The sequence below is a fragment of the Pseudomonas bharatica genome (assembly GCF_048586865.1).
Lineage (GTDB): Bacteria > Pseudomonadota > Gammaproteobacteria > Pseudomonadales > Pseudomonadaceae > Aquipseudomonas > Aquipseudomonas bharatica.
The window spans coordinates 102,060-124,704 of the sequence record NZ_JBMAWR010000003.1 but is presented as its reverse complement, the minus strand read 5'-3'; the positions used below and the strand labels follow the sequence as shown (position 1 = coordinate 124,704).

The 22,645-nt window shown below is 65.0% G+C and carries 11 protein-coding genes; 5 read left to right on the top strand and 6 right to left on the bottom strand.

Annotated elements, in window-relative coordinates:
* Window positions 1-246 precede the first annotated feature (246 nt).
* Window positions 247-984, top strand: a complete 738-nt coding sequence (locus tag ACKLLE_RS05545) for an AraC family transcriptional regulator (RefSeq protein WP_420057116.1) — start codon at window positions 247-249, stop codon at window positions 982-984.
* A gap of 31 nt (window positions 985-1,015) precedes the next feature.
* On the opposite strand, the gene ACKLLE_RS05540 is transcribed toward ACKLLE_RS05545, so the two are convergent.
* The 6 genes from ACKLLE_RS05540 to ACKLLE_RS05515 all read right to left on the bottom strand — a co-directional run bounded on the left by ACKLLE_RS05540 (window position 1,016) and on the right by ACKLLE_RS05515 (window position 17,929).
* The gene (locus ACKLLE_RS05540; RefSeq protein ID WP_420057115.1) at window positions 1,016-3,253 is read right to left on the bottom strand and encodes an ATP-binding protein; all 2,238 of its coding nucleotides are present in this window, start codon (window positions 3,251-3,253) and stop codon (window positions 1,016-1,018) included.
* Window positions 3,250-3,864, bottom strand: a complete 615-nt coding sequence (locus tag ACKLLE_RS05535) for a biliverdin-producing heme oxygenase (protein WP_420057113.1) — start codon at window positions 3,862-3,864, stop codon at window positions 3,250-3,252. Before ACKLLE_RS05535 ends, ACKLLE_RS05540 begins: the two co-directional genes overlap by 4 nt.
* 192 nt (window positions 3,865-4,056) lie before the next feature.
* The gene (locus ACKLLE_RS05530) at window positions 4,057-12,828 is read right to left on the bottom strand and encodes a beta strand repeat-containing protein (RefSeq protein WP_420057112.1); all 8,772 of its coding nucleotides are present in this window, start codon (window positions 12,826-12,828) and stop codon (window positions 4,057-4,059) included.
* Window positions 12,829-12,867: 39 nt separating this feature from the next.
* Window positions 12,868-14,463: a ShlB/FhaC/HecB family hemolysin secretion/activation protein gene (locus tag ACKLLE_RS05525; RefSeq protein WP_420057111.1), complete on the bottom strand. Its 1,596-nt coding sequence runs from the start codon at window positions 14,461-14,463 to the stop codon at window positions 12,868-12,870.
* A 1,427-nt stretch (window positions 14,464-15,890) separates the two neighbouring features.
* Entirely contained in the window at window positions 15,891-17,189 is a 1,299-nt protein-coding gene (locus ACKLLE_RS05520; protein WP_420057109.1) for an ATP-binding protein, read from the bottom strand.
* Window positions 17,186-17,929, bottom strand: coding sequence for a response regulator (locus ACKLLE_RS05515; RefSeq protein WP_064302856.1), 744 nt, complete (start codon window positions 17,927-17,929; stop codon window positions 17,186-17,188). The genes ACKLLE_RS05520 and ACKLLE_RS05515 overlap by 4 nt, the downstream gene beginning before the upstream one ends.
* Before the next feature lie 218 nt (window positions 17,930-18,147).
* Here ACKLLE_RS05515 and ACKLLE_RS05510 point away from each other — a divergent pair, with 218 nt between their 5' ends.
* The 4 genes from ACKLLE_RS05510 (at window position 18,148) to ACKLLE_RS05495 (ending at window position 22,641) form a co-directional block, all read left to right on the top strand.
* Entirely contained in the window at window positions 18,148-19,356 is a 1,209-nt protein-coding gene (locus ACKLLE_RS05510; protein ID WP_420057107.1) for a cytochrome c biogenesis protein DipZ, read from the top strand.
* Window positions 19,357-19,368: 12 nt separating this feature from the next.
* Window positions 19,369-20,397 carry an alpha/beta fold hydrolase gene (locus tag ACKLLE_RS05505; protein WP_420057106.1) on the top strand — a complete coding sequence of 343 codons (1,029 nt, stop codon included), beginning with the start codon at window positions 19,369-19,371 and terminating at the stop codon, window positions 20,395-20,397.
* 188 nt (window positions 20,398-20,585) lie between these two features.
* Window positions 20,586-21,482 (top strand): LysR family transcriptional regulator, encoded by an 897-nt coding sequence (locus tag ACKLLE_RS05500; protein WP_420057104.1) that lies wholly within the window; start codon window positions 20,586-20,588, stop codon window positions 21,480-21,482.
* A 235-nt stretch (window positions 21,483-21,717) separates the two neighbouring features.
* Complete coding sequence (locus tag ACKLLE_RS05495; protein ID WP_064302860.1) at window positions 21,718-22,641, top strand: hydroxymethylglutaryl-CoA lyase; 924 nt, start codon at window positions 21,718-21,720, stop codon at window positions 22,639-22,641.
* Window positions 22,642-22,645: the final 4 nt, after the last annotated feature.

Here is a 22,645-nt window from a genome sequence, read left to right as displayed (position 1 = left end):
CGTGGCTTATTTTCATCCTGTAGAGGCCCCGGCCGTGTTTCGTTCATCCATCAATATGAAGCGCGCCGGACCCGGATCGTTCCACGTCCGGCGACCGAAGGCGGAAAAATTTCGTTTATTGCGCAAAAAGTCGTAAAGCCAGTGATCCCTGCTGCTCAACGGCTTTTTGTGCAATAAATAGAAATAACCGCTCGACTCGACAGCCTACAATGGCCTGTCCACCACCCTTTCCAGCAAGGAGTCCACATGACCTGCGCCCTGGCCCTGGAAGCACTGGCTTTCGATCACCAGGATGGCGAAGAGATCCTGCCCCACTGCCATGCCCAGGCGCAGCTGATCCACGGTATCAGCGGGGTCATGCTGGTGGGCGCGGCAGGTACGCACTGGGTAGTGCCGGCAGGCCATGCACTGTGGGTGCCGCCGGGCATCGAGCACCAGATCCGCATGCTTGGCCAGGTCAGCATGCGCACCCTGTTCATGCCCGCCTCGACCTGGCCATGGGGCGGTGAGCAGTGCCAGTTGATCAGCGTCACGCCGTTGATGCGCGAGTTGCTGGTGGCCGCCAGCGGCCTGCCTTCGCAAGCCGACAACCCATACCGCCGGCAGTGCATCCATGAGCTGCTGCTGGTGGAAATGCACGGTGCGCAGGCCGTCGCCCTGCATCTGGCAATGCCCGCCGACCCGCGCCTGCAGCGCCTGTGCAACCAGGTGATCGCCCGTCCGGCGAGCGAAGCCGGGCTGGAGGACTGGGCCCGGCAATTGAACATGAGCAGCCGGACCCTGGCCCGCCTGTTCCAGCGCGAGCTGGGAACCAGCTTCGGCGACTGGCGCACCCGCGTGCGCATGGTCCTGGCCATGCAGCGCCTGGGCAGCGGCGCCTCGGTGCTGGAAGTGGCGCTGGAGCATGGTTACCAGAGCCCGAGTGCGTTCTCGCAGACCTTCAAGCGGGTCGTCGGGCATCTGCCGAGTCATTACCAGGGGTAGATACCCCTGCAGCGACAAGGTCCTGAAAGGATCAATCCCCCATCGGCATGGTGAACCTGAACTCGGTGCCCTTGCCCACTTCACTGCGAGCCTCGATCCGCCCGCCATGGGCTTCGACGATGCCCTGGGTGATATACAGCCCAAGCCCGGTACCGTTGGGGTTGCCTTCCTTCATCGTCCAGTAGCGCTCGAACACGTGGGGCAATTGTTCGGCCGGGATGCCTTCGCCGTCGTCCTTGACGGTAAACACGATCTCGTTGCCGCCCGCCGCCGCATGCACGCCCACCGTGCCCAGGCGCGGGGTGAACTTGATGGCGTTGCCCACCAGGTTGGAGAGCACCTGGAACAACCGCTCCGGGTCGGCGTGGATCTTCAGTTCCGGCTCGCTTTCGAAGGCGATGCTGATGTTCTTGTTCAGCGCCAGCGGCATGAGCAGCGCCTGGGTTTCCTCGAAGATCTGGCCGACGTCCAGGGTCTTGGGCGAGATGGTGTAGCGTCCGGCGTCGATCTTCGAGGTATCGAGCAGGTCGTCCAGCAGCGTGCTCATGCGCCCGGCCGCCTGCTGCATGGTCTCGATGGCCGTGGCAATGCGCCGCGAGGCATGCGGGCCGTCGGAGCTGAAACTCTTTTGCATCATGCCGCAGAGCATGGAAATGACCGTCATCGGATTGCGCAGGTCATGGGAAACCACCGCCACCAGGTCGTCGCGGGTGCGCACCGCCTGCTGTTCACGGCGTACCTGGCGGGCCAGGTCGTTTTCCAGCGCGGAGCGGCGCAGGTCGTTGGCAGCGTACAGGTCGCCATGGCTCCACTTGCGTGAGATCCCGGCCATTTCCACCTTCCAGATCTCGAACGAGGCACGCGGGCGCAGGCGCGGGCCGGCTTCGGAATTTTCCAGGTCCAGCGGCTTCTTCGGGTCGCCGCTCCAGTTGATGGTTTCTTTCACTTCCGGGCGGAACCACAGCACGCCGTTATCCACCGGCTTGGGCAGGCTCATGGCGAGTAAACCGCTGGCGACATGCTGGTAGGCCTCGGCCGGGGGATAGACCGCAGACAGGTTGTGGCTGGCGAAAACCGCCTGGCCGCCCTGCTGCAGCCACTTGTGCAAGGCGCGGATCTCGTCGGGCTCCGGGCAATTGCCATAGCGGTGCAGTTGCTTGTCCTCGATGATCGCGATGCCGGCGGCATCGGTCAGGTTCATCAGCACCTCGGGCTGGCCGGCCAGGCCGTCGAACACATTCTGCGGCGAGTCGATCATGGCCTGGTTGAGCAGGCCCAGCGCTTCGATCTTGTCTTCACGCTGGCGGCTGACTTCCAGCGCCTCCATGGCACTGATCTGCAGCGACAGCACCTGGCCGATGGCCTGGCAGGCCATGCGCAGTTCATGGGGCACGTGCAGCGGCCGGCGATTGCCGCAACTGATCAGGCCCCACAGCTCGCCGTCCTTGAGCAGGGAAATGCTCATGGACGAGAGCACGCCCATGTTCTTCATGTACTGGCAGTGGATCGGCGACACGCTGCGCAGGTTGGCAAAGCCGAGATCCAGGGGCTCGCCGGTGTCGGGCCGCAGCGCCGGCACCAGCGGGACAGCCTGGTAGCCGGCATCCGGAATGATCCGCAGCCAGTTCTTGCGGTACAGCTCGCGGGCCTGCCGGGGGATGTCCGAGGCGGGGAAGAACAGGCCGTTGAAGACTTCCATGGACGGGCCGGAGGCCTCGGCGATCACCTGGCCATGGCCTTCCTCTTCGAAGCGGTAGATCAGCACCCGGTCGTAGCCGGTCAGGGCCTGGATCTCGCGGACGCTGACCTCGTACAGCGCCTGCAGGGAGGCTGCGCCCTGCAGGCGCTGGAGCATGCGGCCCAGGTTGGTCAGGTTGCCGGCGATGCTGCCGGGCTGGTAGTGCCCGGCATGCACTTCCAGTTCGAAGATCAGTACACCGTCGTGACGGTGCAGCAGGCCATCGAAGGTCATGCCGTTGAGCGCGACGGTCAGTGGCGAATCATTGGACAGCAGCGGCTGTTGCACGCTGTGCTGCAAGGCGGCGGCCTGGGCCTGGCCCAGCAGGCCTTCGACGGGCTGGCCCAGCAGCGACTGCGGCGTACGACCGAGCAGGGTCTCGACGTTGGCGCTGACCTGGAGGATCTCCAGCCCCGGCTCGCTCAGGGTCAGCAGCAGGCCGTGGGGCTGGATGGCACCGGGAAAACGGATGGGTTCATCGGCGCAATTGGCCAACAGCGTTTCGAAGGCATCCTGTTCTTCTGGGGTCATAGCAGTACCTCCCGGCCTTGCAGCCAGTGTTCGAAACAGCGAAATGTATCCTGCGCCGCACGCACCGTGGCGGTGCGCTCGTGGCCGCTCAACGGCTGCGAGCACAAATAATGAAGAAAGGCGCGCCAGCGGCGGCCGGTATCTTCACCATAGACATCGAGAAAGGCCGCACCGTTTCGGGCGTCCAGGCCCAGGTGCGAGTGGATGTGCCGGCGCAGCACCTGGCCGCCCAGGGTCGCCCCTTCCACAACATAGAGCACGCCCAGGCAGGCCGCCCTGGAATCAAGGGCTGGCAGGTCCTGGCAACGCGGCAGCCCCTCGATCGCCTCGGCAGACAGGCCCAGGGCCCGCAGATCATCCTGGAGGATGGCGGATTTCAGGCGCGGTTGCAGATCGAAATCGGCGGGAAACCACGGGCTGGTGCGCAGCGCTTCTTCCAGCGGGGCATAGAAACCGTGATAGGCCTGCATCAACTGCAGGAAAGCGTGGGAATCCAGGGAATCGGCGAAGAAAGGCAGGCGTTTTTCCAGTGCGATGTGCAGTTCAGCAGTATGGGTACGCAATTCCTGCAGTACCGGCGCCGAAGCGACCTCACGGGACGTTGATTGCATATAGCGGGGCTCGGATGGCTGACCTCGTGATGGCCAATGGCTGAAAGTTGATCGAAAGATCAGGGCACAAAATGGCCTATTTCCTACAAGGAAGCAATGCGAACGACGATTTTGTGCCCGGGTCCTGGATACCGAATCAGTAAAAAAGGCCGCCGGGTCTCCCCGGCGGCCTTCTTCGTTACAGGCGCCGACTTACTTGTTGTAGGTCATCACCCCATCCTCGCCTTCGACGAAGCCGTTGTACGGCGCGATCTGCTGGCTGGTCAGCAGGCCTGCGTCGAACATTTTCTCCGCGCCGGTCTGCTGCACGATCGCCGGCTGCAGCAGCGCTTCCATGAAGCGACGGCTTTCGGCCAGGCTGCCACCGATGACGCGGCTGCCCAGGTCGACCTGCGACGAGTCGTTGACGTCGCCCATCAGTTCCTGGATCAGCGCGGCATTGCCGTTGTCCGCGGTGATCGACACCTGCCACGCACGCACGTTGGCCACGCCCGGCATGTTGTCGAGTACCTGCGGTGCGACGAACACCACCTTGCCGCCACCCATGTTGTTGGCGGTCTGGATCGACGCCACCTTGATGGTCTTGCCGCCCTGGTAGCTGACGGTACCGGTATCGGTGCTGGTGGTGCTGTTGGTGGCCATGACCACGTCGCCGGAACCGGTGACGCTGACGTTGCCCCGGCCACTGGTGCTGATATTGGCATTCTGGTTGACGTTGGCACCGCTCAGGGCGATGTTGCCCGCCCCGCTGTTGCGCACCGCGCCATTGACGTTGAGGTCGCCGGCAGTGGCCAGGGCGATGTTGCCCTGGGCAGTGGACAGCGAGGCCAGGTTCAGCGCCGAGGTGGAGGTGCTGTTCAGGTTGGCACCGCCATTGCCACCGTTGCCGGCCAGGGTCTGCACGTTGACGTCGAAGGCATTGCCGGCCTGGCCGACGCCATTGGCGGCGGCCAGGTTGGCGCTTTGCGCATTGACGTTGCTCACCGCGTTGCCATTGGCATCGAGGATCGCGCCGGTGGCGGCATTGAGGTTGACCGCGTGGCCATTGGCATTGACCACATCGACAGCGAGGTTGCCGCCACGGCTAGTTACCGAGACGTCGCCATTGGCGCTGTTGACCGTCAGGCGGTTCAGACCGTCGGCTTCGTCGATGGCGATATTGCCATTGCCAGTGACCTGGGCATTGACGCTGTTGCCCTGGGTCTGCACGGCGATGCCGTTGCCCGCCGTCAGGTTCAGGGCATTGCCCTGGACGCGGGTGCTGGCGTTGCCGTCATCGACCAGGGCGCCATTTTCGGCGGTCAGGTTGACCGAGCCCGTGCCGCTTACCGAACCCAGGGTGGCATTGCCATCGGCCACATCGACCGAAACATTGCCATTGCCGGTACGAACCTGCTCCAGGGTCACGGCCTGGCTCTGCGCCAGGTTGACGTCGCCGCTGGTGGTGCTGGCCGCGACGGTAGTGCCGTGCAGTTGCAGGGCGCCTTGCGAACCGTTGCCCAGGCCGTTGGCGGCATTGAGCTCGATGCGTTCGCCGGTGATCCCGGTTGCCTGGGCGACACGGGACAGCAGGCGAGCGAAGAAGCTCGGCTGCGCCTGGGTGACGATGGCACCGCTGGCGGAGTTCAGGCTGACGGTGTGGGTACCGGCATCGACCGTGCCCACCGCAATGTCGCCACCGGCGTTGACCCGGACGTTGCCGTCAGCCGCGCCCAGGCGGGTCAGGCTGATGCCGTCGTCTTCGGTCAGCACCAGATCGCCGCTGCCATTGACCCGTACCGACGCGCTGTCCACTGCGGTATGCAGGTTGACCCCGGTCTCGGCCGTGACGTTCAGGCTGCCGCCCTTGACCAGGCCACCATTGGCGGTGACCACCTTGCCGGTGGAGTCCAGCGAGATGCTGTCGCCCTGCAGTTGCTTGACGGTGATGTCACCGGCGCTGACCGCTACCAGGCCATTGGCCGCAGTGACCGCGTCGAGGGTGACGGCGTTGGCTTCGTCGACGATGATCGAACCATTGTCGGCCTTGGCCACCAGGCTATCGACCTCGGTACGCAGGGCGCCGTTGCTACCGATATCGGTCCCGGCATTGGCGGTCAGCTGACGGGCGGTAACGTTGCGTGCCGCAGTGCCCTGGACCTGGATATCACCGCTGCCGGCGCTCAGGGTCGCGTTGCCATTGGCAGCGACGATTTCGTCGATCAGCAGGTTGCCGCCGGCACCGTAGGTCACGTCGCCCTGGCCGTTGACCAGGGTCTGGGCACCGAGGTTCATGATCAGGTCGCGGCCGGCCGAGGCGTTGACATGGCCGCTGGCAGTCTGCACCAGCGCTTGCTGGGTCAGGTTGCCGACCAGCGCCTTCAGGTCGATGTTGCCGCCGCCGCTGGTCACTTGCTGCAGGTCGAGGTTACCGCCGGCGCTGTAGTCGATGTTGCCGCTACCCGAAACCCGGGTGTCGGCCAGGGTGGTCAGGTTGCCATCCGCCTGGGCGGTGATGTTGCCTGCCCCGGTCTGCACGAGCTGGTTCTGGGTCAGGTTGCCGCCGGCCTTGAGGCCGATATTGCCGGCCGATGTGCTGACTTGCTGCAGGTCCAGGTTGCCGCCGGCGCTGTAATCGATGGCGCCATTGCCGATCACGGCGGTCGGCGCCAGGGTGGTCAGGTTGCCACCGGCCTTGGCGACGATATCGCCCTGCCCGGTCATGACCGCCGCGTTCTGCAGCAGGTTGCCGCTTGCACTCAGGTCGATCTTGCCGCTGCCTGTGTCGACCTGCTGCAGGCTGAGGTTGCCGTGGCTGATGAAGGTGATGTCGCCGGTCCCGGACACGTTGGTGCTCGCCAGGGAGGTGACGTCACCTTCTGCGCCGATGCGGATGTCGCCGTCGATGGTGTGCACCAGTTCCTGCTGGGTCAGGCTGCCCAGGGCAGTGAGCTGGATATCGCCGGTGCCATTGACCACCACCTCGCGCTCGGTGACCAGGTTGCCGCCGGCATGGGCGCTGATATTGCCTGCGCCGGTCTGTACCAGCCTGTGCTGGGTCAGGTTGCCCTGCCCGGCCTTCAGGTCGATGTTGCCGGTAACGGTGGTCAGGCGTTCCAGGCTGGCGTTGCCGCCGGCGTGGTAGGTGATGTCACCGCTGCTCAGGGAGTTGGCCGAGGTGCCGGAGAGCATCTCGATGTCGCCGCCGGCGGTGACCGACAGGTTGCCATTGGCGGTCATCAGGCTGGTGTTCTGCCGGACATCGCCGCCCGCCTCCAGCGTAAGGGAGCCCGCCGCAGTGTTGGCCACGCCTTCGTTGACGGTGAGGTTGCCGGTGGTGCCGACCTCGATATCGCCACCGTTGGTGTTGACCCCGAAGATCTGCGGGTTGCCCAGGTTCGGGACCACGCCGCCGATGACCAGGTCGCCGTCCAGGTCCTTGACCTTGACGCCGCCGACGGCGGTTTGCGCCACCAGCCTGTCGACCTTGACGTTCAGGGCCTTGTCGGTGCCGATGCCGTTGACGGCCGACAGGGACAGGTTGCCGGCGTCGATGTTGCTGTCGTCGCCAGTGCTGGCGTTGCTGATGCGGTCACCGGCAACCAGGGTCACGGTGTCGCTGGCGGTGCTGATACGGCCAACGTTCAGCGCGCCACCGGTGGTAACGGTGACATTGCCCTGCTCGGTTTCCAGGGTGCCGATCTTCAGGTCGTCGACTTCGGCCAGGTTGACCTCGCCGCTAGCGGTGACATTGACGGTATTGACCTTGAGGTCCAGGTGACGGTTGCTGTCACTGCCGACCGCACCGACGCTGCCTGCCGCGTTGACGTTCAGGGTGTCGGCGACGATCAGGGTGGTGTTGTCCTGGTCATCGGACACCGCGCCATCGGCGTGCAGGTCGATGGTGCCAGTGCCGGCACCGGCGTCGAGGCTGCCCACCACTACCGCACCACCGGCCTTGAGGTCGATATTGCCGGCGGCGGTGTTCAGGTTGCGCGCGGTCACGCCGTTGGCTTCACGCAGGGTGATAGTGCCGGCGTTGGTGACCTGGACGTCGAGGGTATCGACTTCGCTGTCGAGGTCGATATTGCCAGCGGCCCTGGCCACCAGGGTACCGCCCTGGACATTGCGCTCGACGGTGTTGCCATCGACGATCGCGCCGTTGGTGGCGGTCAGGCTCACGGTATGGGTGTGGGTGCTGTCCTTCACCAGTTGCTCGATCTTCAGCGAGCCATCGGTGCTGACGCTGATGTCGCCCGCACCGCTGATGCCCTTGACCGCGCCCTGGGTACCGATGGTCAGCAGCGCGCCGCCATTGGCGTTGACGATGGCCACGCCGCCGTTGCCGGCGTCCGCTGCAACGCGGTCGACCTGGGTGTTGACCGCCTGCAGGGCACCGATGCCGTTGCCGGCGACCATTTTCAGGTCCGGAGTGACCAGCACGCCGCCCTGGCCGAGGATGGCCTGGCCGGCTTTCAGGCTGATGGAGGTGTCGCTGTTGACGTTGCCCACCACGCCGACGTTACCGGTGGCTTCGGCGACGATCTTCTCGCCGGCGGCGACGGTGATGTCACCCAGCCCCAGGCTGCCGGTGGAGTTCAGGTACAGGCTGGAGTCGATCACCCCGCCGTTGTTGATGTCCAGGCGGTTGGCGGTGATGCCCAGCGGCTTTTCGGCGGAGCTGTCGATCTGCTGGTTCAGGTCATAGGCGGCCACGGCCTGCTTGCGCACCTGGAGGGCGGCGTCGCGGGCGGTGTTGGCCTTGAACACGGCAAGGTCGGCGGTGGCCTTGGAGGTCGCGGTGGTGTCGCGGATCTGGGTGGTGGTCGCCAGGTTGGTGGCTGCGGTGTAGACCGCGGCGTTGGCCACGTCCAGGGTGTTGTTCAGCTCCACCAGCAGGTCTTGCTGCGGTGCCAGGCTGTAGCGCTCGTAGCTGTCCAGCGCCAGGGATGCGGCGGACATCACCAGGTCGACCACGGCGAAGGCCGCGTCGGCACCGGCGTCACCGGAGAACGGAATGGCCTGGGCGGCACCGGCGATCACCGCGGCGGCGTTGCGCACCACGGTGGCGGCGTTCAACGCGGTGTTCAGCGCATCGGCGGTGGCCGACATGCTGTCGACCTTGGCGGCCTGGGCGTTGGCATTGATCTCGGACAGACGCTGGGTCAGCTCGGCCAGGCTGTTCTGCAGGGCCGCCGAGTTGACCAGCGCCTCGTAGTCCTTCAGTTGCTGGATCAGGATGTTCAATTGCAGCAGCTTGGCCGCGGCTTCGGCATCGCGCGCCGAGTATTCGGCGATGGCGGTGTCGCGGGTCAGCTCGGCGGTGTGCTCGCTCGGGGTGCTGGCGGTCAGGCTGACACGGTTGCCGCGAATGTTCTGCGCGCTACCGTTGCCATCGAGGATCACGCCGCCGGCCGAGGCCACGGTAACGTTGCCGGTGCTGCCGGCGTCGAGCATGCCGATGGTGATGTTCGACTGCGCCTGCAGGGTGATGTTGCCGCCATCGGTCTTCAGGTTGCCGGCGATGATCACGCCGTCATAACCCGGAACCTGGGAGCTGGCCTTGGAAGTGGCGATCAGGCTGATGCTGCCGCCACCCGGCAGGTAGATGGTGTCGTTCTGGTTGAGGAAGACGATGTTGCCCGAGGTCGCCTTCAGTACCAGCGAGCCGCCATCCATGGTGATGGTGCCACCGTTGTTGTCGAGGATGGTGATGGCGGTGGCGACGATGTTGATCGCGCTGGCGCCCTTGCCGGTCAAGGAAGAGGCATCCACGGCCACGGCGCCGGCGTTGGTCGCGGTGACACCCGCGTTGCCGCCGGCGGCAGACAGGAAGCTGACATCCAGGGCGAGGTCGCCCTGCTGGCCGATGCCGTTCGGCGCGCTGATATCCAGCGAGCGGGCGACCACGTTGGCCTTGCTGCGGTCGGTGCGACCGTCCTCGATGCTGCCACCGGCAGCGATCTTGACGTTGTTGCCGCCAGCATCGACGTTGCCCAGCTTGATGCTGCCGTCGGCGTCGATCTGGATGTTGCTGCCGGTGCCGCCGCTGGTGACCTGGACCAGGGACAGCAGGTTGCCGTTGCTCTGGCGTGCATAGATACCGCCGTTGGCGGCGTCGATCACCAGGTTATCGACCTGGATTTCCAGGGCGTCGCCGCTGGTACCGAAGGATTTCACCGCCGCGGTCAGGCCGCTGGTGATGAAGTTGGCGGCACTGCCGTTGCCGTCGGTGACGTTGCCGGTGACCTTGAAGTCGATGGTGCCGCTGGCCTGCAGTTGGCCGACCACGGTGTCGCCGGCGTTCTGGAAGGCGATCTTGCCATTGCTGGCGAGCACGTCCAGCAGGCTGATGGCGCCGCTGTTGGCGAAGTTAACGTCGCCGCCGGTGGCGGTCAGGTTCACGGCGCCGCCAGCCACCTGGCTGGACAGGGCCTTGCTGCCGGTGCCGATGGAGGCGCCGGTGACCGTCAGCGAACCCGCCGAGATCGGCGTGCCCACGGCGTCGGCCGCAGTGGTCACGGCGCCGCCAGCGCTGAGTTGCACGGCTTTCTTGGCAATGACCGAGTTGACCGCGAGGTTGCCGGTCTGGGTCGCGGTGATCGCGCCGTTGGTGGCGTTGGCCTTGGCGGTCAGGGTCAGGTCGCTGGAGCTGTTGGCGACGTTGACGGTGCCGTTGCGGCTGGTCAGGTTCAGGCTGCTGGCCTGGGTGGCCAGGGCGGAACCATCGGCACCGACACTGCCGGAAGCGTCGATGACCACGTCCTTGCCGACCAGGCTGCCGCTGCCCTGGGTGATATCACCGGCGGCGGTCAGGGACACCTTGCTGTCGGTACCGGCATCGATGCCGTTGAGCTTGAGGCCGGCGGCGGTGTTGGCGAAGGAGAGGTCCAGCGCCTGGGTACGGTTCAGGGTCAGGGTACCGAGGGTGCGGCTGTACACCAGCGAACCGCCGGTGAAGGCCACGTTGGTATCGCCGTTCGGAGTGGTCACCGACAGCGCGCTCAGGGCCTTGTCGTTGTTGGCGTAGACGCCGGCCTGGGCCGCCGTGGTGGTGGCGGTCAGGGTATCGACGCTGGTGCCCAGCTTCTTGGCCGAGGTGCCGATGCCGGATTTGCTCGATGCGGTGAGGTCCTTGGCGCTGACGTTGGTGGTCGAGCCGCTGGCGGAGACGATGCTGCCGTTGCCGGCGTTCAGGGTTACCGAGGCACCGGCAGCGCTGATGCTGCCTACGGTCAGGTTGCCCTGGGTGGAATTGAGCACGACGTTGTTGCCGGTGCCTGCGGCGGTGATGGTGCCGACGCTCAGGCCGTTGCTTTCGCTCAGGTACACGCCACCGTTGCCGGCCGCTGCGTTGAGCGTGTTGCTTTGGGTGCTCAGGGCCTGCGCGGCGTCACCGATCTCGCCACCGGCGGACAGGTCGATGGTGCGGCCAACCAGCGAGGTGCCGGCCTGCGCGGCGAGGATGCTGCCGGTGTCGGACGTGACGCTCAGGCCATTGGTGGCCGAGACGGTACCGGTGAGGATCACCCCTTCGCTGGCCTGGACCTTGACGTTCCTGGTGCCGGTGCTGCCGTTGCTCAAGGTAATCGAGCCGCTGTTGTCCACCGCGCCGGACACCGAGGACTGGCCGTTGATGCTGATCTGCTCTCGGGCGACCACGTCGCCGAGGATCAGCGCACCGTCGTTCTTGACGTTGATGCCGCCGTTCTGGGTGGAGGCCGAGAGTACGCCGACCTGGGTGTTGACCGCGGTGCTGTCGCTGCCGACCGCGCCGTCGGCGACCAGCTTGGCCGAGTAGCCGCTGACGTTGGTTTTGCTGGTATCGGCCGAGGTGATGGAGCCGTTCTGCGCGGTGATCACCACGCTGCCGCCGGCAGCCGGGGTACCGGCCTTGACTTCGCCCAGGGCGACGCCGCCACTGACGTCGGTGACCAGCACGTTGCCGCTTTGCGAGGTGGCATTGAGCACGTCGGCATCGACCAGCAGCGCGCCTTGCTCGGAGCCGATCGATGCGCCTTCGTCCTTCACGGTCAGGTTCAGGGTGCTGGCGCGGGTCGAGCTGTTGCCGCTGGTGCTGATGGTCTTGCCGGCGGTCAGGCTGGCGGTGGTGGCGGCGGCCGTGCCAACGCCCTTGATCACGCCGGCCTGGACGATATCACCGGCGTCGATGCTCAGGTCGGTCGCCTCGACGATACCGCTGTTGTTGACCACCGAGCTCATCAGGCCGCTGGCCGAGTTGCCTTGCAGCAGGACGGTCTGGGCCGACACGGTGCCGCTGTTGCTGACGCCGGTGGCGTCGCTGCCGGTTGCAGCGGCCAGGGTATCGGCGCTGACGCTGAAGTTGATCAGGTTGCTGCCTTGCAGGTTGACCGTGAAGCGGTCGCCTGCGGCCATGGTCACCCGGCCGACGTTGGCGATGACGAAGCCGGAGTTATCGACCTTCGGTGCCACCAGGTAGACGAAGCCACCGGTATCGGCGGTGATCTGCCCCTGGTTGGTGATGCTGCCCAGGTCCTTGCCGGCGACCTGGGTGAAGTTCAGCTGGCCACCGTTCATGAAACTCTGGTCGCTGACATCGAACGTGGTGGCCAGCAGGCCGGCCACGTCCACCTGGGAACCGGCGCCGAAGACGATACCGTTGGGGTTGATCAGGAAGATGTTGCCGTTGGCCTGCAGGGCGCCCTGGATGTTCGACACCTGGCTGCCCAGCACCCGGTTCAGGGTGATCGAATCGTTACCGGCCTGCTGGGCAAAGCGCACCAGCTCGCCGGCGTCGATGCTGAAGTCGGTCCAGTTGATGATGCCCTTCTGCAGGGCCTGGGTGATCACCAGCTCGTTGTTGTTCATGCTGCCGATGGTGATGCCACCCTGGACCGCAACACCGCCGCTCGGGGCGGCCAGCGCTACCGAGCTGCTGGCGCCGATCACGGAAACCGAAACCGCCTTGATGAATCTCTGCGTGCCTTTCTTCTTGCGGGACATAAGTACTTACCTGTGCAAATGGGGTGTGGTTTCCGAGGCTCAGAAGTGGTAGCGGGCCTGGGCGTAGACGTAGGAGCTGTCTTCGGTCTTGTCACCGATAGGCACTCCGAAATCGACGCGCAGGTCGACGCTGTCCAGCGGCCGCGCGAGCAGGCCGATGGCGGCACCGGTCAGGTCCTGGTGGTCGTCCTGGCCGACCAGCGGGTCCTTCAACCAGACCTGACCGTGGTCCAGGCGCGCGGTGGCCTGGTAGCGGTCGTTGTCCTTGAACAGCGAGTAGCGACCTTCGAGGCTGGCGGTGAAACCGTGGTCGCCCGACCAGGTGGAGGGCGCATGCCCGACCACGGAGTTGAAACCACCGATGCCCCACTGCTCGCTCGACACCAGCGAATCCAGCGAGTACTGGCCGGCGATGCGCGGAATCACCAGGAAGCGCGGGGTGATCTGCTGCAGACGGGCGATATCGAAGGTGAACTTGGTGAACCGGTTGTCCGCCTTGGCCGCGGCGCGGCTGGACATCAGCGAGTCGTCGTCCATGCCGCCGAGGGCTTCGCCAAGGCCGTAGTGCAGGCCGGCGGTGGCCAGGGTGCGGCCGTACAGGTCGGAGTTGTCCAGGTTCAGGCTGAAACGCAGTTTGCGGATCTTGTCTTCGGCGGTACGCACGCCGAGGATGCTCTGCTCCAGGTCCTGGGATTCGAGCCAGGCCTCGGCGGTGACGATGCTGCGCGCGGAACGCACGAAGTCCTGGGACAGGCCCAGGCCCCAGCTCTGGTTGTCACCCTCGATTTCCAGCACGCGGTAGGTGTTGCCGACGTCGACGTTACCTTTCGAGAAGTAGGCGCGGGCCTTGGTGCCCCGGGCATTGAGCGGCAGGCTGTAATCGACGTAGCCGTACCACAGGTCGCCGTCGCCCACCGAGGTCAGGGCCAGGACGTTGGCTTCGTCACCGTGGCCGGTCAGGTTGGCGAACTTCAGGCTCGGCATCAGGCGGGTTTCGCCGGTGTCCTTGCTCCCGTAGTTGTTGATTTCCATCGCGCCCTGGACCCGCGGCGCCTCGCTCACATCGACCACCAGGTCGGTGGAACCGGTCTGCACGCCCGGTTGCAGGGTGGAGGTGACTTCGATGCCGGACAGGCGGTTCAGGTGGGTCAGCGCCCGCTCGACCTGCTCCAGGGTGAACGGCTTGCCTTCGACCACGCCACCGGCGGTGAGGGCGTCGTGCACCTGTTCCGGGGTGAAGCGCTTGGCGCCGGTGACCTGGACATTGCCCAGCCAGCCTTCCAGCACCACCAGCTTGAGGGCCGGCTCGTTGGCAAAGTCCTGGGCCGGCACCACCACCTTGACCAGGCGGTAGTTGGCGGCCTGGTAGAAGGCCTCGATCTTGGCGGCCAGGGCCTTCATCTCGACCAGGCTCATCGGCCGACCGATGTCGGCGGCGATCTGCGCGCTGAGCTGCTCGCTGGTGAAGGTGCGGTTACCACTGAACTCGACGGCCTTGACCATCACCCGGCTCTGGGAAGCCTGGGGCTGGGCGGCCGGAGCCGCGCTTTCGCTGGCCATCGCGGCATTGGCTGTCATCACGGCAAAACCGAGGGCGCACAGCAGCGCCTTCGCCGGTACGGAGGAATTGAGCATGGGAACCTTGCTGTCAGTTATTGGCGAGGAGGTTGTGCGGGACGGGCGGTTCAATCGTCGTGATACATCCGGCATCTTTGTTGTTTCTCTAACGTTGAAGCACAATCGAGCACAATGCCCCGAAACAGGGCATCGAACAGTCCTTGGTAACACCGGTTGGCATAACTCGGGCACACAGGTGCCCCTGGCCGAAAAACAGTCAGCCAATCATCTTTTTTGTCGGGCACACATAAGCGGCTTCGAGGAAGCTTGCACGCAAAGTTGTTTGCCACTCCCCCCGCAAGTCCATCGCAGTCACGACCAATAGCATGGTCTGGGTAGAGTGGGCGCATTAATAGCGCTGTTAGCAATAACGGTCAACGGCAAGTTGCTGATATTTTCTGACGCCGCCGAATTGACGCGACGACGTGCAACTTTCATAAGTGCGCAAAATAATCGGAACGGGTGGCCGAGAGGGAACGAAACAGACACAACCAGGCACGCGCAGGCCTTGAACTGCGCGGCCTGCAGCGCGACAGAGCCTTAGAGCCGCAACCTCGCAGGTAGTACCGCAAATATTTTGAGCGCTAAGCAATCAACCGGACTAGTTAAGTTACAGCCAATAACTCAGAACTACCCAATCCGTACCCAAGCATAAAAACAACAGCTCATTAATAACGACTTAAACAGCAAACCGCATCACCGACGCCCTCTACAAAGGCGCACTTCTAAATACGTAGCGCTGCGCAAAAGTCATAGAGCACATGTTAGCGGGGACGACCTGGACTATTAAGTAATCCAGGCAACTTAAAAAACGCGCAATCAGACAATAACCAACTTTGCCTCGCCCCTGATTGCACAAATAAACAGAGGCCTCAGGTTCTCTTCATGACTACCAGGAAGACACCCAGAAACTGCAGTCGGATATGCCTACTCACACCCGATTGCCGCGCCGAAGGAAATGCGAACTTCATCACATATTTTTTTGCCTGGTCGGTCAGGACCAACGATTCCGGGGGTGATGCCCTGACAAGGCCAGGTTCGGAGATACGATACGTCGCAACTCGGCCCTATCAACAAAGAGCGACGCTAGTTGATGGCTCAATGATGGCACCTCTGATCGGGTGATGTTCCGTCAGAGCAACACTCAAATGCCTCGCTTTAACTAGCTGACCACCCCAAGCGGATGGACCGACACGCTCCAAACGAATGGTTTTTTCGAAATGTGAAATACAGTTTATATAGCGATTGGAAGCAAGCGGTTGCCCTGTACCAACTAGTCGTATGGCATACCAAGCGTACAGCCGGGAGTTCCGGCAAACATGGCGGAATGATGGCATCGATGCGGCGCCGATCATCGTAAAGTTGAGAATATGCAGGCCGGACCTGGAACTTCCTGGCCGATAGCTAGTCCGCGCCCTGCCACCGTCAAGCCGGAAAGAACGATGCTATTCGCTAGCCGAAGGCAACAGGACCTCGGCGCACAACCCTCCCTCCTGCCGGTTGCTCAAGCGCAACGCCCCGCCCAGGCTCTGCGCCAGTTGCGCCGCGATCGCCAGGCCCAGACCGGTGCCGCCGGTATCCCGGCTGCGCGAGCTTTCCAGGCGATAGAACGGCTTGGTCACCTCTCCAAGCAGGGCATCGGGGATCCCCGGCCCGCTATCGAGCACCTGGATCGACAGGCCGGCACCTGTGTCCTCAAGCACCCTTACCCGCGCCTCGCCAGCGAACTTCAGGGCATTGTCGAGCAGGTTGGCAAGCAGCCGACGCAATGCCTGCGGCCGGCTGACCACCAGCAGATCCGCCATCTCCAGCAGCTCCACCGGCCGCCCGGTATCGCGGTAATCGAACACCAGGCTTTCAAGGAACGCCCTGAGCCGGATCCGGCTCGCCACCTCGGTGCAAGGCTCGCTGCTGCGGGCGTAGGCCACGCCCTCCTTGACCAGGTGCCGCATCTCCTCGAGGTCGCTGTTGAGCTTGTCCTTGTCCGTCGAGTCGTCCATGAACTCGACCCGCAGCTTCATTCGCGTGATCGGGGTCTGCAGGTCATGGGAAATGGCGGCGAGCAGTTGCACGCGCTCCTTCACATAGGCAGCGATGCGCTCCTGCATGGCGTTGAAAGCCACTGCCGCCTGTACCACCTCACTCGGCCCCTGCTCCGCAAGACGCGGGTTCTGGCGGTTGAGGTCGAGACTGTCGACGGCGCTGGCCAGTTGCGTGAGCGGACGCACGGCGGTTCGCACCGCCAGCCAGGTGCAGATCAGCAACAGCGCCAGTTGCCCGAGCAACAGCGCCGGCAGCCATGGCGAAAGCGGCATGATCGACGGGCGCACATCGATGGTCAGCGGCTGCCCGTCGGCCAGGCGCAGGTGCGCCTGGTAATGCGGGCGGACATCGGGGATATCACGAAAGCTCAAGGTGTAGTGCGGGCCCAGGGTAGCCTTGATCGATTGCACCGACGCCGGCGCATCGGTCATCTCCTCGCCCGCTTCGCCCTGGTCCAGCCGGTAGCTGTAGTTAGGCCGCTGCAAACGCTGGAGCCAGGCCGGACGCTCCGCCGCAGGCAGGCGTTCGAGAATCGCCACCGAGGTGTCGATGTCCTGCTCGAAATTGCTCAGCATCAGGGTCCGGGCGCTGCTATAGCGCTCGAAGGTCTGCAGGCCGAAGGACAGGCCGTGGGCGAGGACCAGGCTGGCAAGGAAGATCAGCGACAGGCGCGAGGCCAGGCTGCGTGGCCAGGGTTTCATGAGCCGCCCCCGACCAGGCGCACCGGGAAGCTGAACACGTAGCCTTCGCTGCGCACCGTCTTGATATAGGCCGGCTGGCGCGCATCATCCAGCAGGCGTTGGCGCAGGCGGCTGACCATCAGGTCGATGGAGCGGTCGAACAGGTCGGCGCCGCGGCCCTGGGTCAGGTTGAGCAACTGGTCGCGGCTGAGCACTCGCTGCGGATGGTCGAGAAACACCCGCAACAGGCGGTATTCGGCACCACTGAGGGCGACCACCGTGTTCTGCTCGTCGAGCAGATGGCGCGCCGTGGTGTCCAGGCGCCAGGTGCCGAATTCGAGCACCCGCACCGGCTCGCTGACCTGCAGGTTCGGCGGCAGCATCCGTGTGCGCCGCAGCACGGCGTTGATCCGCGCCAGCAGCTCGCGGGCCGAGAAGGGTTTGACCAGATAGTCGTCGGCGCCCATTTCCAGGCCGATGATGCGGTCGGTCTCATCGTCCCGTGCGGTCAGCATCAGCACCGGCGTGGCGCGGTGCTTGCCGGCGCGCAGTTCGCGGCAGAGCACCAGGCCGTCGTCGCCGGGGAGCATGATGTCGAGAATGATCAGGTCGACCTGGCCGGCTTCGAGGTAACTGCGCATCTGCCGACCATCGGCGGCCAGGGTGACACGCAGGCCGTTCTTCTTCAGGTAGTTGCCCACCAGTTCGCGGATTTCGCGGTCGTCGTCGACGATCAGCACGTGATCAGCGTTGGAATCCATTGCGGTGACCTTGCTCAGCGGGTGGTGCGCTGAGTCTAGCGAGGCGTCCCCTGGCTGGCAGCAGGCTTTGTAGGGTTTTGTATCAGAGCGGTACGCAGATACCAAAAGCGACAACAAAGGCTCCGGATCGACACATCCCGGATACCTGCGCGGCGTGAAATGCCTGGCAAGCGCTGATCCGCGGAGCAGCGCCCTCCCCCTCGCAACCGGAGAACGCCATGTTGATCATCGCCTTCCTGGGCGGCCTGCTGACCGTCCTCAGTCCCTGCATCCTGCCCATCGTGCCCTTCGTCTTCGCCCGTAGCGGACAACACCGCGCCTCGATCCTGCTGACCCTCGGCGGCCTGGTGCTGACCTTCGCTGCGGTGTCGAGCCTGGCGGTGGTCGGCAGCGCCTGGGTGGCCAAGGCCAATAGCGCCGGGCGCTATCTGGCACTGGCGGTGTTGATGCTGTTCGCCGTGTCGCTGCTGGCACCGCGCCTCGGCAACTGGCTGGCCCGGCCTTTCGTGGCCCTGGGCAACCGCCTGGCGCCAAGGACCTCGGCCTCGGGCCCGCTGGCCTCGTTGCTGATCGGTGTCGCCACCGGCCTGCTCTGGGCCCCTTGCGCCGGGCCGATCCTCGGCCTGATCCTGAGCGGCGCCATGCTCGCCGGGCCGAATGCCCGGACCAGCCTGCTGCTGCTCGCCTATGGCCTGGGCAGCGCGGTCTCCCTTGGCGTACTGATCTTCGCCGGCAAGGGCCTGGCCCGGCGTTTGCGCCTGTCCCTGCCAAGCCTCGAATGGCTGCGCCGCGGTACCGGCGTGGTGGTGCTGCTGGCGGCAGTCGGGATCGCCAGCGGCGGCACTCGCAGCCTGCTGGCGGACACCTCGTCGAAACTGTCCAACCGGGTCGAACAGCAGGTGCTGAAGTCGGTTTCAGGCGCCCTCGACCACCTGATAAGCAAAGCCCGGGCCGCCACCGAGCCGGACCTTTCGCCCAAGGGGCCGATGCCCTCGCTGGGCGGCGCCGTGGAATGGCTCAACTCCCCCGAACTCAGCGCCGAAGCCCTGCGCGGCAAGGTGGTGCTGGTGGATTTCTGGACCTTCGACTGCATCAACTGCCAGCACACCCTGCCCTACGTCAAGCAGTGGGCCGACCGCTACGGCAAGGACGGCCTGGTGGTGATCGGCGTGCATACCCCGGAATACCCCTTCGAGCGCGTGCCGGCCAATGTGCGCAAGCAGGTACGCAAACTCGGCATCACCTACCCGGTGGCGATCGACAACGACTACGCGATCTGGCGCCAGTTCGCCAACCAGTACTGGCCCGCCCACTACCTGATCGATGCCACGGGCCAGGTGCGCTACACCCACTTCGGCGAAGGCGCCTATGCCACCCAGGAACACGTCATTGAAAAACTGCTGGCCGAAGCCAAGGCCACCCACTGAAGGAGCATGACCATGAACACCCTCACCTCGTTCTTCGCCGCCACCGCACTGCAACTGGGTCTGCTGGGGGCCACGCACGCCGCCCCGGGCAATGCACCGCAGATTGCGCCGCAGATTGCCCCGATCAGCGTCGGCAGCCATGTGTCCCTCGGCCCGCTCAAGCACATCAAGGCCGGCCTGCTGGACGTCGCCTATGCCGAGGTCGGTCCTGCCGACGGCCCGGTGGTGATCCTCCTGCACGGCTGGCCCTACGACATCCACAGCTACGTCGATGTCGCCCCGGCCCTCGCCGAACAGGGCTACCGGGTGCTGATCCCTTACGCCCGGGGCTATGGCGAGACCCGCTTCCTCTCGCCGAAAACCCTGCGCAACGGCCAGCCGGCGGCACTGGCCGAGGACCTGATCGCCTTCATGGATGCGCTGCAGGTGAAGAGCGCTGTACTTGGCGGCTATGACTGGGGCGCACGGACGGCGGATATCGTCGCGGCCCTGTGGCCGGAGCGAGTCAAGGCATTGGTCGCGGTCAGCGGCTACCTGATCGGCAGCCAGGAGGTCGGCAGGAAACCGCTGCCTCCGGCCGCCGAGCTGCAGTGGTGGTACCAGTTCTACTTCGCCACCGAGCGCGGTCGCGAAGGCTATGCGCAAAACACCCATGACTTCGCCAAACTGATCTGGAAGACCGCATCGCCGCAATGGCAGTTCGACGATGCCACCTACGACCGCAGTGCAGCGGCCCTGGCCAACCCGGACCATGTCGCGGTGTCGGTGTACAACTACCGCTGGCGGCTGGGCCTGGAAAAGGGCGAGGCACGCTATGACGCGATCGAGAAGAAACTTGCCGGCTTCCCCGCGATCACGGTGCCGAGCATTGCCCTGGAAGGTGACGCCAACGGTGCACCGCATCCACCGGCCGAGGCGTATGCCAAGCGCTACACCGGGAAGTACGAGTACCGGCTGATCGAGGGCGGCGTGGGGCACAACCTGCCGCAGGAAGCGCCACGGGCGTTTGCCCAGGCGATCGTGGATGCGGATCGGATGTAACGATCGCAACCGCGACGCATGCCCCTGTGGGAGCGGGTTTACCCGCGATTGCTATAGTGACTTCACTGCAGCAATCGCGGGTAAACCCGCTCCCACAGGGGCCGCAGCGCTCCTGCCGTTCTGGTTGCCCTGATCTTGGCGGCCTGCGTATCCTGCCCCGGCCTACCCACGCACAAGGCCTCCCCCTCATGTGGCACATCGACCCGATTTCCCTGCGCCTGTTCATCGCGGTCTGCGAGGAAGGCACCATCGCCCGCGCCGCCGAGCGCGAGTTCATCGCGCCCTCGGCGGTGAGCAAGCGCATCGCCGATATCGAGGCCGACCTCGGCGTGCCGATGCTGCACCGCAGCAAGCGCGGCGTCACGCCGACACCCGCAGGCCAGGCGCTGTTGCGCCATGCGCGGCAACTGATGCTGAGCATGGAACGGCTGCAAGGGGAAATCAGCGAATTCGCAGAGGGCGCCCGCGGGCATGTGAAGGTACTGGCGAACATTTCGTCGATCATGGAGTTCCTCCCCGAGTCGCTGTCATCGTTCATGATGGCCAACGAAAACATCCGCGTGGACGTGGAAGAGCGCTTCAGCTTCGATGTGGTCCGCGGCGTGCTGGAGGGCCAGGCCGACCTGGGGATCTGTCGCAAGACCGTGTCCACCAGCGAGCTGGAATTCATTCCCTATCGGCGCGATCACCTGGCACTGGTGGTCAACGAGCGGCACCCGCTGGCCGGGCGCAGCAGCATCACCCTCGGCGAGACCCTGGACTACGAGCATATCGGCCATTCGGCGTTCGCCACCCTCAACAGCTTCATGCAGAACACCGCCCAGGAACTGGGGCGGGAATTGCGCATCCGCGCCCATGTGTCGTCGTTCGATGCGGCTTACCGGCTGGTCCAGTCCGGCCTGGCGCAGACCATCCTGCCCCGGGAAGCGGTGACCCGGTACGCGGAGATGTTCGGCCTGAAGGTGATTCCGCTGACCGATGCCTGGGCCAAGGGAGAATTCGTGATCTGCGTGCGCGACCAGGAAGCGCTGTCGCCTTCGGCACGGCGGTTGTTGAATCATCTGCTGGCGGAGATACCGGCTTAAAGCGGTGCGGCTGATGGCCTCATCGCCGGCAACGCCGGCTCCCACAACGACCGCATATACCGCCGAACCCTGTGGGAGCCGGCGTTGCCGGCGATGAGGCCGGTTTGAGCAATGGACGTTTCCGATCTGAAATGGCATCCATCGCCATCCACGATGGATACCCCCGCCAAAGACGTCTTTTCCCTCGCCTGCCCCCTGCCTACCTTAGGCAGCAGATCACCCCGCGAGAGACGCCATGACAAGAATAATCATCAACGAAGTCGGCCTGCGCGATGGTCTGCAAAGCCTGCAGAGCATCATGCCCACCGACGCCAAGAAACGCTGGATCGACCAGGCCTACGCCGCCGGCGTGCGGCATATGGAGGTCGCCTCCTTCGTTCCCGCCCGCCTGTTGCCGCAGATGGCCGACGCCGCCGAGGTGGTGGCCCATGCCCTGACCTGTCCCGGACTGACTGTCACCGTACTCGCGCCGAACCTGCGCGGTGCGGAGAACGCCCTGGCCTCGGGCGCCCACCGTATCGTCGCGCCGATCTCGGTCAGCGCCGCCCATAGCCAGGCCAATGTGCGCCGCTCGCCGGAAGAAATGGTCGAGGAATTCGCACGCATGTGCGACCTGCGCAGCAGCAGCGGTCGCCACGACGTGATCATGGTCGCCGGGATGTCCACCGCCTTCGGCTGCACCCGCCAGGGCGAAGTGCCGTTGGCCGACCTGTGCGCCCTGGTGCGCCGCGTGCTGGAAACCGGTTGCGAGCAGATTTCCCTCGGCGACACCACCGGCTACGCCACCCCGGGCCAGGTCGGCGAGACCATCGATGCGGTGCGCGAGGTCGCCGGTTCGAAACTGCAAGCGGCACACTTCCACGACACCCGCGGCCTGGCCCTGGCCAACAGCCTGGTGGCGGTGCAGCACGGCATCACCGAGCTGGATGCCTCGCTCGCCGGCCTCGGCGGCTGCCCGTTCGCCCCGGGTGCCTCGGGCAATACGGTGACCGAAGACCTGGTGTTCATGCTGCAGAGCATGGGCCATGCCACCGGCATCGACCTGCAGGGCCTGATTGCCAGCCGCGAGCTGCTGGCCCGCGCCCTGCCCGGCGAGCCGCTGTACGGCTACATCGCCCGCGCCGGCCTGCCGAAGCACTTCGTCGCCCCCGCTGCCTGAGGAA